The organism is Pseudomonas sp. YY-1 (assembly GCF_002843095.1).
In the GTDB taxonomy this organism is placed as follows: Bacteria; Pseudomonadota; Gammaproteobacteria; order Pseudomonadales; family Pseudomonadaceae; genus Aquipseudomonas; species Aquipseudomonas sediminis_A.
Genome location: NZ_PJLX01000002.1, coordinates 25,974 through 42,845, shown reverse-complemented (window position 1 = coordinate 42,845; position 16,872 = coordinate 25,974). Strand labels below are relative to the sequence as shown.

14 protein-coding genes, 3 tRNA genes and 1 pseudogene are annotated in these 16,872 nt (G+C 62.4%); 4 read left to right on the top strand and 14 right to left on the bottom strand.

What is annotated here, in order from left to right:
- The first annotated feature begins 74 nt into the window (after window positions 1-74).
- The 3 genes from CXP40_RS02970 (at window position 75) to CXP40_RS02960 (ending at window position 501) form a co-directional block, all read left to right on the top strand.
- Window positions 75-161 (top strand) — tRNA-Leu (locus CXP40_RS02970).
- An 83-nt stretch (window positions 162-244) separates the two neighbouring features.
- Window positions 245-331: transfer RNA gene (locus CXP40_RS02965), tRNA-Leu, on the top strand.
- Between the two features lie 83 nt (window positions 332-414).
- Window positions 415-501: transfer RNA gene (locus CXP40_RS02960), tRNA-Leu, on the top strand.
- 123 nt (window positions 502-624) lie between these two features.
- Here CXP40_RS02960 and CXP40_RS24200 read toward each other — a convergent pair.
- From CXP40_RS24200 to CXP40_RS02895, 14 genes and pseudogenes are all read right to left on the bottom strand, one after another.
- On the bottom strand, window positions 625-1,509 hold the full coding sequence (locus CXP40_RS24200) for a methyl-accepting chemotaxis protein (RefSeq protein ID WP_371916930.1): 885 nt from the start codon (window positions 1,507-1,509) through the stop codon (window positions 625-627).
- Window positions 1,483-1,644: pseudogene (locus CXP40_RS24195) on the bottom strand (HAMP domain-containing protein); the annotation flags it as partial. The gene CXP40_RS24200 and the pseudogene CXP40_RS24195, both read right to left, overlap by 27 nt.
- Window positions 1,645-2,718: 1,074 nt before the next feature.
- Entirely contained in the window at window positions 2,719-4,014 is a 1,296-nt protein-coding gene (locus CXP40_RS02950) for an adenylosuccinate synthase (RefSeq protein WP_106732517.1), read from the bottom strand.
- Window positions 4,015-4,070: 56 nt separating this feature from the next.
- Window positions 4,071-5,258, bottom strand: coding sequence for an ATP phosphoribosyltransferase regulatory subunit (locus CXP40_RS02945; RefSeq protein WP_106732516.1), 1,188 nt, complete (start codon window positions 5,256-5,258; stop codon window positions 4,071-4,073).
- A 37-nt stretch (window positions 5,259-5,295) separates the two neighbouring features.
- The gene (locus CXP40_RS02940) at window positions 5,296-5,481 is read right to left on the bottom strand and encodes a DUF2065 family protein (protein ID WP_003459207.1); all 186 of its coding nucleotides are present in this window, start codon (window positions 5,479-5,481) and stop codon (window positions 5,296-5,298) included.
- A gap of 105 nt (window positions 5,482-5,586) precedes the next feature.
- A complete protein-coding gene (hflC, locus tag CXP40_RS02935; RefSeq protein ID WP_106732515.1) occupies window positions 5,587-6,456 on the bottom strand; it encodes a protease modulator HflC in 870 nt (289 codons plus the stop codon).
- Complete coding sequence (gene hflK / locus CXP40_RS02930; protein ID WP_106732514.1) at window positions 6,456-7,625, bottom strand: FtsH protease activity modulator HflK; 1,170 nt, start codon at window positions 7,623-7,625, stop codon at window positions 6,456-6,458. The genes hflC and hflK overlap by 1 nt, the downstream gene beginning before the upstream one ends.
- A gap of 97 nt (window positions 7,626-7,722) precedes the next feature.
- Window positions 7,723-9,024: a ribosome rescue GTPase HflX gene (gene hflX / locus CXP40_RS02925; protein WP_106732513.1), complete on the bottom strand. Its 1,302-nt coding sequence runs from the start codon at window positions 9,022-9,024 to the stop codon at window positions 7,723-7,725.
- A 12-nt stretch (window positions 9,025-9,036) separates the two neighbouring features.
- Window positions 9,037-9,297: an RNA chaperone Hfq gene (gene hfq / locus CXP40_RS02920; RefSeq protein WP_024306757.1), complete on the bottom strand. Its 261-nt coding sequence runs from the start codon at window positions 9,295-9,297 to the stop codon at window positions 9,037-9,039.
- A 100-nt stretch (window positions 9,298-9,397) separates the two neighbouring features.
- Window positions 9,398-10,369: a tRNA (adenosine(37)-N6)-dimethylallyltransferase MiaA gene (gene miaA, locus CXP40_RS02915; protein WP_106732512.1), complete on the bottom strand. Its 972-nt coding sequence runs from the start codon at window positions 10,367-10,369 to the stop codon at window positions 9,398-9,400.
- A gap of 53 nt (window positions 10,370-10,422) precedes the next feature.
- Entirely contained in the window at window positions 10,423-12,303 is a 1,881-nt protein-coding gene (mutL, locus tag CXP40_RS02910) for a DNA mismatch repair endonuclease MutL (RefSeq protein WP_177429618.1), read from the bottom strand.
- The gene (locus CXP40_RS02905) at window positions 12,303-13,718 is read right to left on the bottom strand and encodes an N-acetylmuramoyl-L-alanine amidase (protein ID WP_106732891.1); all 1,416 of its coding nucleotides are present in this window, start codon (window positions 13,716-13,718) and stop codon (window positions 12,303-12,305) included. The genes mutL and CXP40_RS02905 overlap by 1 nt, the downstream gene beginning before the upstream one ends.
- A 22-nt stretch (window positions 13,719-13,740) precedes the next feature.
- Window positions 13,741-14,208, bottom strand: a complete 468-nt coding sequence (gene tsaE, locus CXP40_RS02900; protein WP_106732890.1) for a tRNA (adenosine(37)-N6)-threonylcarbamoyltransferase complex ATPase subunit type 1 TsaE — start codon at window positions 14,206-14,208, stop codon at window positions 13,741-13,743.
- Window positions 14,196-15,692 carry an NAD(P)H-hydrate dehydratase gene (locus CXP40_RS02895; protein ID WP_106732510.1) on the bottom strand — a complete coding sequence of 499 codons (1,497 nt, stop codon included), beginning with the start codon at window positions 15,690-15,692 and terminating at the stop codon, window positions 14,196-14,198. The genes tsaE and CXP40_RS02895 overlap by 13 nt, the downstream gene beginning before the upstream one ends.
- A 61-nt stretch (window positions 15,693-15,753) precedes the next feature.
- Between CXP40_RS02895 and queG the strand changes: the two genes are divergently transcribed.
- Window positions 15,754-16,818: a tRNA epoxyqueuosine(34) reductase QueG gene (gene queG / locus CXP40_RS02890; RefSeq protein WP_106732509.1), complete on the top strand. Its 1,065-nt coding sequence runs from the start codon at window positions 15,754-15,756 to the stop codon at window positions 16,816-16,818.
- The last annotated feature ends 54 nt before the right edge of the window (window positions 16,819-16,872 follow it).

Below are 16,872 nucleotides of genomic sequence, written 5' to 3'. Positions count from 1 at the left end.
AGTGGTTTGATAACCCACTTTGCAAATAAACGGATGCAACGCTCCGTGTCGGCAACGACGAACATTGCTGCTGTGCCCAGGTGGCGGAATTGGTAGACGCGCTGGTTTCAGGTATCAGTGACTTAACGGTCGTGGAAGTTCGAGTCTTCTCCTGGGCACCAAATTCGTGAAGTGGTTTGATAACCCACTTTGCAAATAAACGGATGCAACGCTCCGTGTCGGCAACGACGAACATTGCTGCTGTGCCCAGGTGGCGGAATTGGTAGACGCGCTGGTTTCAGGTATCAGTGACTTAACGGTCGTGGAAGTTCGAGTCTTCTCCTGGGCACCAAATTCGTGAAGTGGTTTGATAACCCACTTTGCAAATAAACGGATGCAACGCTCCGTGTCGGCAACGACGAACATTGCTGCAGTGCCCAGGTGGCGGAATTGGTAGACGCGCTGGTTTCAGGTATCAGTGACTTAACGGTCGTGGAAGTTCGAGTCTTCTCCTGGGCACCAAAATTCAAAAAACCGAGTCGAATGACTCGGTTTTTTATTGCCCACAAAAAAGCAGACCACCTCGCAGGGCGCGCTACGCGCACCCGCCCAGACCATGGAACAGCGAGGTGCGCACGGCGCACCCTACACTTTGAATTGCCCCAGGCTGGCCTTGAGCTGCGCTGCCAACTCATCCAACGCCCGCGCATTGCCGGCAATCGCAGTCACCGCCTCGGCCGCACGCTGCGCTTCGGCATGAATGGTCTCGACACGCCCGCGTACCGCTCCCGCACCGTCCGCCTGATGTGCCGCCGCCTGAGTGGCTGCATTGATGGCACCATGCACTTCGTCTACCGACTGCTGCACCGACTGCTGCAGGCGCGCACTGTCACGCAGCACCTGCAGCCCTTCACTTCCTTGCGCGCCTGCCTGGGCGATGGCGGCAACCGCCTCTTGCGCGCCCCGCTGTAGCGCAGCGATATGGGTCTGGATATCGCCAGTGGACTGCTGAGTCTTGCTCGCCAGCGCCCGCACCTCGTCGGCCACTACCGCAAAACCACGCCCACTCTCACCAGCCCGCGCCGCCTCGATGGCCGCGTTGAGCGCGAGCAGGTTGGTCTGCTCGGCAATTGATTGGATCACCGTCAGCACCACCTCGATCTGCTCGCTCTGCTTGGCCAGGCGCTCGATCACTGCCGAGCCATCGGCCACCCGCGCCACCAAGCCTTCGATCAGCACTGACAGACGCTGAGCGATAGCCGCATTTTCATGCGCAGCCTGGCGGATGGTGTCGACGCGCTGCAGCGCATCCTGCATGGCCTGGCTTTCCGCCTGCGCCTCGTCGGCCATTTGCTCCAACGCCTGCAGGCTGCCCGCCACCTCATCGCGCTGACGACCAGCAGCGGCCTCGGCCGCCACACCGCGCTGAGTCAGGCTGCGGATCTGCTCGCCAGTGCGCAACGCCACCTCGCCAGACTCACGCACGATGGGCTGCAGCTTGGCGATGAAACGATTGACCGCATCGGCCATTTCGCCAACTTCATCCTGACTGTCGATACTCACGCGGCGAGTCAGGTCCCCCTCGCCCGCCGCCAGGTCATTGAGCGCGGCACTGAGCAGACGCAGGCGACTCAGCACTCGCCAGCCCAACACCAGGGCGACCATTACCATTGCCAACGCCCCCACGATCAACAAGCCGAGGGCGATGTTCCAACGCAGTGAATCCGCCGCCGCGCGCACCGACTCACCACCGTTGCGCGCCATTTCCTGGGTGTAGCGCTCGGCCGACTGTAGGCGCTCACGCAGCGCGCCGGTCGCTTCCTCGGAAGCGCCAGCCAGACTGCTATCGACCAGTTCACCAGCACCGCTGACCAAAGCAGCAAAGCGGCCGTCCAGCGCAGTCAACTCCTTCTCCACCAGATCCAGCGACAGGCCCATCTGCACCTTGCCGATCGAAGCGCCCATCGGACTGATTTGCGCCTCAACCACGTACACGCGCGGATCACGCGACGCAGCTTCGACCAGCTTCTCCAGCGGAGAGTCACCCTGCCCGGCAGCGACCAGCTCGCGTACCTGTGCATTACTGCGATTGAAATTGCGCGTCAGGCGCTTGCCTTCGGCGTCATAGATGATGGCGAATAGCACCGCTGGGTCCTGCTGGGCGATTCGGGTAAGCGCCGTCAGCGCAGGAATGTCCAGATCCCAGATGGACTTCGGCGCAACACCCGCCAACAACTGCGCCAGCGCCTGACCGGATTGCTTGAGATTACCCTCGAGCACCACGCGCAGTTGCGCTTGCTCGCTCTTCAACTGGGTGGAAAGCCCTTCGCCCAGGCGAGTGCGGGTACTGCTCGACAACGCCGCCAGCCCCTGACTCATCTCGCGCTCGGCCATGTTCAGCTCTTCACCAAGGCGCTGGCTCTGACCGCCCAGGCGCTGCGCCAGATCCTCGACCATGCCCTCGACCGACGCACGCATCAGCCAGGCAGCCAAACCGACCTGTACCAACATGGCCAGACCAAGCGCGATGAACACCGGACGCAGCAGACGGCTACGCAACATGGAAACGATGGCGAACACTGGGGACACTCCTCAACGACCGTAACAGCTATAACGGCGACTTCCGGGATTTATTGAATACAAGCAAAGCGCATGCCCAGCACCCCAGCCAGAGCCCGTAAGGGCGAGCACAAAAAAGCCGCCCGAAGGCGGCTCCTGTGCGACTCGAGAAGCTCTCGATCAGGCAAACGGATGACGCAGCACGATGGTCTCGTTGCGGTCCGGGCCGGTGGAGATGATGTCGATCGGCGCACCGACCAGCTCTTCCACACGCTTGATGTAGGCGCGGGCCGCAGCCGGCAGCTCTTCCAGGCTCTTGGCGCCCAGGGTGGATTCGCTCCAGCCCGGCATTTCCTCGTAGACCGGCTGCAGGCCGATGTAGCTGTCGGCGTCGGTCGGCGCATCGACCAGCACCTGGCCATTGGCATCCTTGTAACCGGTGCAGATGCGGATGGTTTCCAGGCCGTCGAGCACGTCCAGCTTGGTCAGGCACAGGCCGGAGATACTGTTGATCTCGATGGCGCGACGCAGGATCACCGCATCGAACCAGCCGCAACGGCGGGCGCGGCCAGTGGTGGCACCGAACTCATGACCACGCTTGGCCAGGAAGGCACCGACGTCATCGAACAGTTCGGTCGGGAACGGACCGGAACCAACACGAGTGGTGTAGGCCTTGGTGATGCCGAGGATGTAATCCAGGTACAGCGGGCCGAAACCGGAACCGGTAGCAATGCCACCAGCAGTGGTGTTGGAGCTGGTGACGTAGGGGTAAGTACCGTGGTCAATGTCCAGCAGGGAGCCCTGGGCGCCTTCGAACATGATGTCCTTGCCGTCACGACGCAGGTCATGCAGCACGGCAGTGACATCAGCCATCATCGGCTTGAGCAGCTCGGCGTATTCCATGCACTCATCCAGGGTCTTCTGGAAGTCGATGGCCGGCTCTTTGTAGAAGTTGACCAGCTGGAAGTTGTGGTAGTCCAGCAGCTCGCCCAGCTTGGCGGCGAAACGCTCGCGGTGGAACAGATCACCGACACGCAGACCGCGGCGCGCGACCTTGTCTTCGTAGGCCGGGCCGATGCCGCGACCCGTGGTACCGATCTTGGCGTCACCACGGGCCTTCTCGCGCGCCTGATCCAGCGCCACGTGATAGGACAGGATCAGCGGGCAGGCCGGGCTGATACGCAGGCGCTCACGCACCGGCACACCCTTCTCTTCCAGCTTGGTGATTTCGCGCATCAGGGCGTCGGGCGCGACGACCACACCGTTGCCGATCAGACACTCGACGCCTTCACGCAGGATGCCGGACGGAATCAGGTGCAGGACGGTCTTCTCACCGTTGATCACCAGGGTGTGGCCCGCGTTGTGACCACCCTGATAACGCACGACTGCAGCGGCCTGCTCGGTGAGCAGGTCGACGATCTTGCCCTTGCCCTCATCACCCCATTGGGTGCCCAGGACGACGACATTCTTACCCATAAACTTGTCCTCTTCGCGCAAGCTTCGATGCCGGCCGCGGGCCGGCGAAAATGAATTCAGGACGCCAGGGGCGCCACCTGCCAACGTCCATCACGTAGCGCCAGCAGGCGATCACAGCCCGCCTCGCGCGCATCGGTCTCGCTCTGCCCGGGCAGCGCCTGTACCACGCGCTCGCCCTCACCACGCAGACGACGAACGGCCTGCCACAGATAGAGATCATGATTGTCCGGCGCCCAGACGCCGCTGACCGTCTCATCCACACGCATGTCACCCAGGGTGACCAGGGTCTTCAGGTCGGTAGAGAAGCCAGTAGCCGGGCGTGCACGACCGAATACCGCGCCGGTATCGTCGTAACGACCACCCTGAGCGATGGCTCCGCCCTCGCCCGGTACGAACGCCGCGAACACCACACCGGTGTGGTAGTTGTAGCCGCGCAACTCGCCCAGGTCGAAATACAGCGGCAGCTCCGGATAGCGCAGCTCCAGTGCATCAGCGATGGCCACCAGCTCATCGAGCGCAGCGTGCACCGCATCCGGCGCCTCGACCAACACGGCCTGGGCCAGATCCAGCACCTCGCGGCCACCGCATAGTTCGGCAAGCGAGCGCAGCATGCTGCCCAGCCCAGCCGGCAATGCCGCGGTCAGGCTTTCGATTTCATCCATCGCCTTGCGCTGCAGCGCATCGAACAACTGCTGCTCAGCTTCGCCGGACAGCCCAGCGGCATGCGCCAGACCACGATAGATGCCGACATGACCGAGATCCATGTGCACGTCCGGCACCGCAGCCAGCTCGAGGGTCTCCACCAGCAGGCTGATCACTTCGATATCGCTGGCCGGGCTGGCGTCGCCATAGAGCTCGGCGCCCAACTGAATCGGGCTACGCGACGTGGTCAAGGCACGCGGCTGCGCATGCAGCACGCTGCCGGCATAGCAAAGACGGCTCGGCCCCTCACGGCGCAAGGTGTGGGCATCGATACGCGCCACCTGCGGGGTGATGTCGGCACGAAAGCCCATCTGCCGACCGGACAGCGGATCGGTGACCTTGAAGGTGCGCAGGTCAAGATCCTGGCCGGCGCCAGTCAGCAGGGATTCCAGGTACTCGATATGGGGGGTGACGACGAACTCGTAACCCCAACGTTGGAACAGGTCCAGCACCTGACGGCGTGCCGCCTCGATGCGTGCCGCTTCCGGCGGCAGTACTTCTTCGATGCCATCTGGCAGCAGCCAGCGGTCTACCGTTGCCATTTCGCCATTCCCCTCTCGATCCGGGCGGCACAAGCCTTCAGTGAAGCAGATATAGAAGGGCAGTACCCAGCAGCATGCTGGCCAGCCCCATAAGGCGCAGTCGACGGTCGGGCAGACGAGCTGCCTGCATGACCGCTCCGCGCCAATGGCGCGGATAGAGGAAGGGCAGGATGCCTTCCAGCACCAATACCAGACACAGTGCGATGCCGAGTTCCTGCCACATGATTCCCACAGACGCAAAAAAGCCGGGATTTTCCCGGCTGCCGCATGATACCACGTTTTACCTTGCGGTCACCCTGGCGACGCATCGCGCCGCCAGGGCTGCCAATCAAGGCCTGGATTTTTCCAGGTAGCGGAAGAAATCGCTGCCTGGGTCCAGCACCAGCACATCACGCTTGTCAGCGAAGCTTTCGCGGTAAGCCTGCAGACTACGGTAGAAGGAGTAGAACTCCTGATCCTGACCGTAGGCGCGGGCATAAATGGAAGCAGCCTGAGCATCACCGTCACCGCGCAGCTCTTCAGCTTCACGATAGGCTTCAGCCAGCAGTACGCGACGCTGACGATCGGCGTCGGCGCGAATACCTTCGGCCAGCTCGCGACCCTTGGCGCGATGCTCGCGAGCCTCACGCTCACGCTCGGTGCTCATACGCTCGAACACGCTGCGGTTCACTTCGCGTGGCAGGTCGATAGCCTTGACTCGCACGTCGACCACTTCGATACCCAGCTCACGCTCGGCAGCGCGATTGAGGGTCGCGGTCACATCGGCCATCAGCGCATCACGCTCGCCAGATACCGATTCGTGCAGGGTGCGCTTACCGAACTGGTCACGCAGCGATGCCTCCAGACGACGCGCCAGACGCTCGTCTGCCACTTGTTTCATACCAGACGTCGCCTGATAGAAACGCTCGGCATCCTTCACGCGCCATTTGGCGTAGGCATCGACCATCAGCGCTTTCTTCTCCAGGGTCAGGAAGCGCGAGGAAGTTGAATCCAGCGTCAGCAGACGACCATCGAAGATGCGCACCTGGTTGACGTAAGGAATCTTCACATGCAGACCAGGCTGCACATCAGGCTGAACCACGCGACCGAACTGCAGCAATACCGCACGCTCGGTCTGAGCCACGATATAGAAGCTGTTCCATGCCACCAGGGCCACAACCACGGCCACGATCAGGCCGATCAGGGACTTGTTGTTCATCAACGGCCCTCCCGGGTACGCAGATTACGCTGCGACAGATCGCCGCTCAGCGGCACAGCCGGATCACGCGTTGTCGTATTGCTGCTGTTGCTGGAGCTGGAGGAAGAAGCGCCACCACGGCTATCGATCATCTTGTCCAGCGGCAGATAGAGCAGGTTGTTCTGCCCCTTGTCACCGGTGACCAGAACCTTGCTGGTGTTGCTCATCACTTCCTGCATGGTGTCGATGTACAGACGCTCACGAGTGATCTCAGGCGCCTTGCGGTACTCGGTGACCAATTTGGTGAAACGATCCGCCTCACCTTGAGCGCGGGCGATGATTTCATCACGGTAACCGTTGGCCTCTTCCAGCAGACGCTGAGCCTGACCACGCGCTTCCGGAATGACACCGTTGGCGTAGGACTCGGCCTGGTTCTTCTCACGCTGCTCGTCTTCACGGGCACGGATCACGTCATCGAAGGCTTCCTGAACTTCACGCGGCGCCGCAGCACTCTGGATGTTCACCTGAGTGATGGTGATACCGGTCCGGTAGTTGTCGAGGAAACGCTGCAGGCGCTCACGTACCTCACTGGCCATCAGTTCACGGCCTTCGGTCAGTACCTGGTCCATCTCGGTGGAACCCACCACATGGCGCACGGCACTGTCGGTGGCGTGCTGCAGACTGACTTCCGGCTGGTCGACGTTGAGCACGAAGTCCTGCAGGTTGCTCACCCGGTACTGCACGGTCAGCGGTACTTCGATGATGTTCTCGTCTTCGGTCAGCATGGCGCCCTGCTTACTGTAGGCGCGCTCACGCGTGACGTTTTCCTGGAACTTGCGGTCGATTGGCGGGAAATAGATATTCAGGCCAGGACCAACGGTCTCGTGGTACTTGCCGAAACGCAGCACCACAGCCTGCTCCTGCTCATCCACCACATAGATCGCGCTGTACAGCCATACCACCGCCAACAGGCCAAGGCCGACGAACAGCAGGCCGAAGCCACCGCCGCCGCCACTGCGACCAGATTCGTCGTCACCACGTTTCTTGCCACCGCCAAACAGCCCATTGAGGCTTTCTTGCAGCTTGCGGAACGCTTCGTCGAGATCCGGCGGCCCCTGCCGACCACCGCCTTTGCGGCCGCCCCAAGGGTCTTGATTGTTCGAGTTGCCACCCGGCTCATTCCAAGCCATAGCGTTCTCCGTACTGATAAAGCGAAGGCGCGCCCACGGCGCGCCGGCCAATGCTACCCAAAGCCCTATGGTGACAGCAAAGCCACTGTCCCAGGCTTTATTGCAAAGTATGTTGCTCGATGAAGGTCTGAGGCTCCAAACCTTCGCGACTCACCAGGCGATTGAGCTCGACTCGCGGCAAACGTACCGCCAGCAAGCTATGCCCCAACTCGTCATGCTCCTCGCTCTGCACTGCCCCCAGCGCGAAGAACTGCGCACGCAGTCGCCCCAAGCGTTGCGGCAATTGCAGCGTAGCGACGAACAAATCTTCACCCAGCAGCTCCGCCACTGCTTGACGCAACAGTTCCAGGCCACGTCCCTCGCGGGCCGACAACCAGACGCGTAGCGGTTTGCCATCAGCATCGCGCTGGATCTGCGGCTCGACACCATCCAACAAATCCAGCTTGTTGTATACCTCGAGCATCGGCAATTCGTGTGCGCCGATCTCCTTGAGCACGTTCTGTACCTGCTCGATCTGCGCCATACGCTCGGGCTCATGGGCATCGATAACGTGCAGTAGCAGATCGGAGTTGCTCGACTCTTCCAACGTAGCACGGAAGGCTTCGACCAGTTTGTGCGGCAGGTGACGAATGAAACCCACGGTATCGGCCAGCACGATCGGCCCCAGGTCGTCGAGTTCGAGACGCCGCAAGGTCGGGTCGAGCGTGGCGAACAACTGATCAGCCGCATAAACCTCGGAGGTCGTCAGGGCATTGAACAGCGTGGACTTGCCAGCGTTGGTGTAACCCACCAGAGAAACCGAAGGAATGTCCGCGCGCCTGCGCCCACGGCGCGCCTGCTCGCGCTGACTGCGCACCTTCTCGAGCTTCTGCTTGATCTGGCGAATGCGCACGCGCAGCAAGCGGCGGTCGGTTTCCAGCTGGGTTTCACCTGGGCCACGCAGACCGATACCGCCCTTCTGCCGCTCGAGGTGGGTCCAACCACGCACCAGGCGCGTGCTCATGTGATCGAGCTGAGCCAGCTCGACCTGCAACTTGCCTTCGTGGGTGCGCGCACGCTGCGCGAAGATATCGAGGATCAACCCCGTACGATCAAGCACACGACATTCGAAAGCGCGCTCAAGGTTACGCTCTTGGCTGGGTGTCAGGGTGTGATTGAAGATGACCAGATCGGCCTCAACAGCCTTGACCTGGTCGCGCAACTCCTCGACCTTGCCGCTGCCGATGAGAAACTTGGCAGTCAGGCGACTGCTGGGCACGCTAAAGAAAGCGACCATGTCAGCACCCGCCGACATGGCCAATTCTTGGAACTCCTGGGGATCTTCGCTCGCCTCGGAGTCTTGGCCTTCCAGATGAACCAGGATGGCCCGCTCACCGCCCTCATGACGCTCGAAGAACAATGCAGCCCCCTATCAGGCGTTACCCGGCTCGCTATCGCCCTGCTCGGAGTCGCCAGCGCTTGGCAGGCGTACCGGACGGCTTGGCACGACGGTGGAGATGGCATGCTTGTAGACCATCTGGCTGACAGTGTTCTTCAGCAGGATGACGAACTGGTCGAAGGACTCGATCTGGCCCTGCAGCTTGATGCCGTTGACCAGATAGATGGAAACAGGGACGCGTTCCTTACGCAGGGTATTCAGGTAAGGGTCTTGTAGCGAATGCCCTTTTGACATGTGCCGCACTCCTTTCGAGGATCAATTTCAATAATTTTAGTAGGTAAACAATGGCTTCAGGCCGTCCCACCCCCAAGGATAGACGACCAGCGGCAAGGTCTCATTTCAATATGGAGACGCTTCCCAGGTATTTCAAGACGCGAGACAGATTGTCGCAGGCCAGGCTATCGAGCCAATGCAGGTTCTCCCAACCGCGTAACCAGGTGAACTGACGCTTGGCCAATTGCCGAGTGGCGATGATGCCCCGCTCGACCATTTCGTCCCGGGACAGGTCGCCGTCGAGGTATTCCCATACCTGGCGATAACCCACCGCCCGTATAGACGGCAATCCCGCGTGCAAGTCACTTCGTCTACGCAGGGCTTGGACCTCTTCCACGAAACCCTGTTCCAACATCACCCGAAATCGTTGAGCGATGCGGTCATGCAAAACCTGACGCTGCGCTGGTGCGATAGCAAGCTGAGCAACAGTATAGGGTAATTGCCCGGCGCCTGATGTGCCCGCATCGGGATTTCCTGCAGCCTGGCGCAGGCGATGTTCGGTCATGCTCATGCCGCTCAGGCGATAGACCTCTAGCGCCCGAGTCAGACGCTGCGGATCATTGGGATGGATACGCGCAGCGGACTGCGGATCGACCACTGCCAGCTCCCGATGCAGCACCTCCCAGCCTTCGGCCGCCGCACGCGCCTCCAGCTCGGCGCGGACCGCCGGGTCAGCACTGGGCATATCGGCCAGCCCTTCCAGCAAGGCCTTGTAGTAGAGCATGGTGCCACCGACCAACAGCGGGATACGCCCGCGCGCCGCACTCTCAGCCATCGCTGCCAGCGCATCGGTGCGAAATTCCGCCGCCGAATAGCTCTCGGCCGGGTCACGAATGTCGATCAATGCATGGGGAAACGCGTCCAGAACGTCGCGCTCCGGCTTGGCCGTGCCGATGTCCATGCCGCGATAGACCAGCGCCGAGTCGACGCTGATCAGGTCGCACGGCAGCACGCGAGCGAGCTCCAGGGCCAGGTCGGTCTTGCCGGCAGCGGTCGGCCCCATCAGGAAGATTGCAGGAGGAAGCGAAGACATCGATATGACTCGAAACACGAAAACGGGCGCCCCTGACTCAGGGCTTTATTCAATTACTGACCGCGCATGAACAGCTTGTCGAGCTGATCCATGCTGAGTTGCGTCCAGGTCGGGCGCCCGTGGTTGCACTGGCCGCTGCGCTCGGTCTGTTCCATATCACGCAGCAAGCCATTCATCTCGGGAAGGGTCAGGCGCCGGTTGGCGCGCACCGCGCCATGACAGGCCATGGTCGCCAGCAGTTCGTTGAGATGCGCCTGGATGCGGTCGCTGGTGCCGTACTCCAGTAGATCAGCCAGCACATCACGCACCAACTGGGTGGCCTCGGCCTGCTTGAGCAGGGCCGGAATCTGGCGAATCGCCAAGGTTTCTTCACCGAGACGCTGCAGCTCGAAGCCCAGACGCTGGAACCATTCGCCATGCTCCTCGGCGCAATCGGCCTCGCGCTGGCTGAGGGCGATGGACTCGGGCACCAGCAACGGCTGGCCACGCAAACCTTCGCTGGCCATGGCATGTTTCAGGCGTTCGTAGGTGATGCGCTCGTGGGCAGCGTGCATATCCACCACCACCAGGCCCTGAGCGTTTTCGGCAAGGATGTAAACGCCTTTGAGCTGCGCCACGGCATAACCGAGTGGTGGAATGTCGCCCTGCTCCTGCGGCATGGGCTGAACCTGGGCAACCGGCAGTGGCGAAAAATACTCGCGATATGCAGCCTGGGCTTCACCAGCGGATACGCCGGGGTTACCGGCAGGCTGCTGGTAACCAGCACCACTGCCGCGCCAGGCCGGCTGTGCAGTGGCCGGCGAGGTTTCAAGAATGCTGGCGGCCAGGCCCATCTCGCCTTGCGGGCCGAACTCCCCGGCGGCCAGGCCGGTCGGGCGCACCACGGGCGATATGGCCGCCGGGGCCGCCACCTGATCCTCCGGGCGCACATCGGCCAGGGCACGATGCAATGTGCCGTAAAGGAAGTCATGAACCATGCGACTATCGCGGAAACGCACTTCATGCTTGGTCGGGTGAACGTTGACGTCCACCGTCGACGGATCGATTTCCAGAAACAGCACGAAAGTCGGGTGCCTGCCATTGAACAGTACGTCGCGATACGCCTGGCGCACCGCATGCGCAACCAGCTTGTCGCGCACCATGCGGCCGTTGACGTAGAAATACTGCAGATCCGCCTGACTACGGGAGAAGGTCGGCAATCCGACCCACCCCCACAAACGCAGACCGCTGCGCTCGATCTCGATTGGCAACGCCTGCTCGAGAAAAGCCGGCCCACAGACTGAAGCGACGCGGCGCGCACGACTGATCTCGTCGCCCGCCTCGTGCAGAGCAAACACGGTCTTGCCGTTGTGACGCAAGTGGAAGCCGACATCGAAGCGGGCCAGCGCCAGACGCTTGATCACTTCCTGCAGATGGTCGAACTCGGTCTTCTCGGCACGCAGGAACTTGCGCCGCGCCGGGGTATTGAAGAACAGGTCACGCACTTCCACCGAGGTGCCGACTGGATGCGCGGCAGGCTGCACCCGCGGCTCCATGTCACGGCCTTCGGTTTCCACCTGCCAGGCCTGCTCGGCATCAGCGGTACGCGAAGTCAGGGTCAGGCGCGACACCGAACTGATCGACGCCAACGCCTCACCACGAAAGCCCATGCTGAGCACGGCTTCGAGGTCTTCCAACTCACGGATCTTGCTGGTGGCGTGGCGCGCCAAGGCCAGCGGCAGGTCGTCCGGGGCAATGCCGCCACCGTCGTCGCGCACCTTGAGCAGCTTGACGCCACCTTGTTCGACTTCGACATCGATGCGTCGCGCACCGGAATCCAGGCTGTTTTCCAGCAATTCCTTGGCGACCGACGCCGGACGCTCGACCACCTCGCCCGCAGCGATCTGGTTGGCCAGGCGCGGGCTGAGCAAATGAATACGGGACATGACACTCACTACTGGGCTGCCAGCGCTGTGGCGGGTATCTGCAATGTCTGGCCGACCTTGATCACGTCACCATTGAGCTTGTTGGCACTACGCAGGGACGCCAGGCTGATCTGGTAACGCTGGGCGATCAACGCCAGGCTCTCGCCACGTGCCACCACATGCTCACGCGGGCCAGCGGCGATCTTGCCCTCGTCGCGCAACCAGGCGACGTAGGTGCCGGGTGGTGGGTTTTCGTGGAAGAACTGCTTGACCCCGGATGTGATCGAACGCGCCAGCGCCTGCTGATGGCTGGCAGTGTGCAGCTTTCTCGCCTCGTTGGGGTTGGAGATGAAGCCAGTTTCCACCAGAATTGAGGGAATATCCGGCGATTTCAGCACCATGAAGCCCGCCTGTTCGACGCGGCGCTTGTGCAGCGGGGTGATGCCGCCCATGTTCGATAGCACCTTCTGCCCGACATTGAGGCTGGAGGACAGTGACGCGGTCATCGACAGGTCCAGCAACACACCAGCAAGCATCTTGTCCTTGTCATCAAGGCTGACGTTGCCGGCGCCACCGATCAGGTCGGACTGGTTCTCGGCGTCGGCCAGCCAGCGCGCGGTTTCGGATGTAGCACCCCGTTCGGACAAGGCATAGACCGAAGCGCCGAACGCCGAGGAACGCGGCGCCGCGTCGGCATGAATGGAGACGAACAGGTCAGCGCCTTTCTTGCGCGCGATCTCGGTGCGCTTACGCAACGGGATGAAGTAATCCCCCGTGCGGACCAGTTCGGCTCGGAAACCCTTTTCGGCATTGATCTGCCGCTGCAACTCTTTGGAAATGGCCAGCGTCACGTTCTTTTCGTACTGTCCCTTGACCGGCGACAGTGCACCCGGGTCCTCACCACCATGGCCGGCATCGATGGCGACGACGATATCGCGCTTGCCATTGGGCACGGGGGTCAACTTGGGTGGCGGCTGGGTCGGCGTGACCGGCACAGGAGGTTCGCTAGTAGCAATACTGGGCGTTTGCGTAGCGGGTGGCGCACTGCCCTGGTCGAACAAATCAACGACCAGGCGATGACCATATTGCTGATTAGGCGCCAGAGTAAAACTCTTCGGCGACACCGGCGCCGACAAATCGATGACCACGCGCAGGTCGTCAGCGCTGCGCTGAGCCGAGCGCACACCGGTGATCGGGGTATTGGCGAGCGAAAGCTGCTCGAGATTGGTGGCCAGCTTGGCACCCGTGACGTCGATGACGATGCGATCAGGTGCGGCCAGGGTGAACACACTGTGCTGTACCGGCCCAGACAGATCGAAGACCAGGCGGGTATTGTCCGGGGCACGCCACAGACGCACGCTCCGTATATCGGAGGCAGCCAGGGCCTCGGCAGCCAGGGCCGCCAACAACACTCCCACAGCGGTAACCAGCGCGCCTATGCGCATAACCAACCCCATCGCTTCTTATTCATTGCTTGCCGCTCAGGGCCTTGCACCAGGCCTCCCCTCGAGCCCCATGCCCCTGCAGCAACAGCGAACGGCCGCTCGCTTGGGGGCTAATGGTAATGTCCAGGTCGGGCTTTGGCAAAACGCCCGCGCCACGCTGCGGCCATTCGATCAGGCACAGGGCATCCCCCTCGAAGTAATCACGGATGCCGAGAAACTCCAGTTCTTCAGGATCGACCAGACGGTAAAGATCGAAATGAAAGGCGCGCACGTCGCCAATTTCGTAGGGTTCGACCAGGGTAAAGGTCGGGCTTTTGACCGCACCAGCATGGCCCAGGCCGCGCAAAATGCCACGTGAAAGGGTGGTCTTGCCGGCGCCCAGATCACCATGCAGATAGATGATGCCCAGGCCACCGCTGATCTCGGCAATCCGCGCACCCAAAGTCAGCATCGCAGCTTCGTCAGCCGCTTCGAGTTTCACTTCACACAAGGACACAACTCCTCCAATAACTGACGAATGGTGCAAGGCAGATCACCAGCAGCCAGCCCGCGCCCCTGCACAGCCAGCACCTCACCTGCCCGCGCATGCAGCCACACCGCCAGGCAGGCCGCATCATACGCTGCCATGCCTTGCGCCAGCAGCGCGCCGATCAAGCCCGCTAGCACATCCCCCAACCCCGCACCCGCCATCGCCGGATGGCCGCGATCACACAACGCCAGGCGCCCGCCCGGTTCAGCGATCAAGCTGCCTGCGCCCTTGAGCACCACCACCAGCCCGAAACGTTGCGCTAACGCTCGCGCCGCAGCCGGCCGATCCGCCTGCACGCTTGCGGTATCGGAACCCAGCAAGCGCGCCGCCTCGCCGGGGTGCGGCGTGAGCACACCCTGACCAGGCGCGGTGACCTGGCCAGCAGCCAGAAGATTCAATGCATCGGCATCCCAGACCTGAGGGACATCGAGACCGCAGACAGCAGAAAGCAAACTGCGCGACCAGGCGCCCTGCCCCAGGCCAGGCCCTACCACACAGACATCGGCGCGCTCGCTCAGTGCCAATAACTGATTGGCGGAAGCGATTGCAGCGCACATGATTTCAGGCCGCCGCACCAGGGACGCCGCAACGTGCTCGGGACGAGTCGCCAGTGATACCAGGCCGGCACCGGCGCGCAATGCGCTATCAGCACAGAGTAGCGCAGCGCCGCCCATGCCCAGATCACCTCCGACCACCAGCAGATGACCGAACTGCCCCTTGTGCGCCACAGGCGAGCGGGCGCTCAACCGTGGGAGGTTGGCGGAATCGAGTCGCTGCGCCACGCTGGGCGCCTGGAGCAACAGCTGAGCGTCACCTTGCAGATCGTCGAACTGCAGCTCACCGGATAGCGCAGGACCGTCTCCCGTCAACAAGCCGAGCTTGAGGGCGATGAAGGTCACAGTCAGATCGGCGCGCACTGCCACACCGAGACTCGCGCCGCTGTCAGCATTCAAGCCAGAAGGAATATCCACCGCCAGCACCGGCAAGCCACTCTGGTTGAGCATACGTATCGCCTGGCCATAAGGCTCACGCACCGCCCCAGCCAGGCCCGTGCCAAGCAACGCATCGACCAGGATGCCAGCCAGTGGCGCGCATTCGCTCCACGGCAGGATATCCACGCCTGCACGCCTGGCCTCGGCACAAGCCTGAGCAGCGTCGCCACTCAGCGCAGCGGGATCGCCCGCCGCCAGCACTCGCACACGCCACCCGGCACGCTGAGCCAGAGCAGCAATCAGGTAGCCATCACCCGCATTATTGCCGCGGCCAGCCAGTACGGTGATTTCGTCGGCATCCGGCCAGCGCCTGCGCAAGGCGCGCCAGGCCGCATGTGCAGCGCGTTGCATCAACTCGAAGCCGGGGGTGCCGGCGGCGATCAGTTGCGCATCCAGCGCACGCACCTGTTCGGCGCTGTGCAGGCTCAACGGTAAAGAGGCGGGTAGATGCATGGCTCGCTCGCAGCGGATGTCTGGCAGAATTATACCCACGTCCATCGCCTGCGCCCGTCCCATGCCCGATCAAACCCTCGACCTCGACGCCCTCGCCCTGTCCATCAAGGACTGGGGACGCGAGCTGGGCTTTCAGCAGGTCGGCATCACCGATGTCGAACTGGGAGAGCACGAGGCGCACCTGCAACGCTGGCTCGATGCTGGCTACCAGGGCGAGATGGACTACATGGCCGCCCACGGTAGCAAGCGCTCGCACCCGGATGAGCTGGTGCCCGGCACCCTGCGCGTGGTGTCCCTGCGCATGGACTATCTGCCCGGCGATACGCAGATGGCCCAGCGCCTGCAGGAGCCGGAGCAAGCTTACGTGTCGCGCTACGCTCTGGGCCGCGACTACCACAAGCTGATCCGCAAGCGCCTGCAGCAACTGGCCGAACGCATCCAGCAGCAGATCGGCCCGTTCGGCTACCGCGCCTTCGTCGATAGTGCCCCGGTGCTGGAAAAGGCCATCGCCGAAAAGGCCGGCCTCGGCTGGATAGGCAAGAACACCTTGGTGCTCAATCGCAAGGCCGGCAGCTACTTCTTTCTCGGCGAGCTGTTCGTCGACCTGCCACTGCCGGTGGACACACCGCATGGCAGCGAGCATTGCGGACGTTGCAGCGCGTGCATGGATATCTGCCCCACAGCGGCCTTCGCCGGCCCCTACATGCTGGACGCCCGGCGCTGCATCTCCTACCTGACCATCGAGCTGAAAGGCTCGATTCCGACAGAGCTGCGCGCGCCGATCGGCAACCGGGTGTTCGGCTGCGACGACTGCCAGATCGTCTGCCCCTGGAATCGCTTCGCTCGTCCCACCGAGCAGGGCGACTTCCAGCCACGCCACGGCCTGGACAACAGCGGCCTGGCCGAGCTGTTCCTGTGGACGGAAGAAGAATTTCTCAGCCGTACCGAAGGTTCACCGCTACGCCGCGCCGGCTACGAGCGCTGGCTGCGTAACCTGGCAGTCGGTCTTGGCAATGCACCTTCGACCATCCCGGTGTTGCAGGCGCTCAATGCCCGCCGCGAACACCCGTCGGAACTTGTGCGCGAGCATGTGGAATGGGCGCTGGATCGGCACAGCGCGCTGTAGCCGGATGAATTTTCCCGGATTTCATCCGGGCTACACGAGTTAACGCCGGCACCG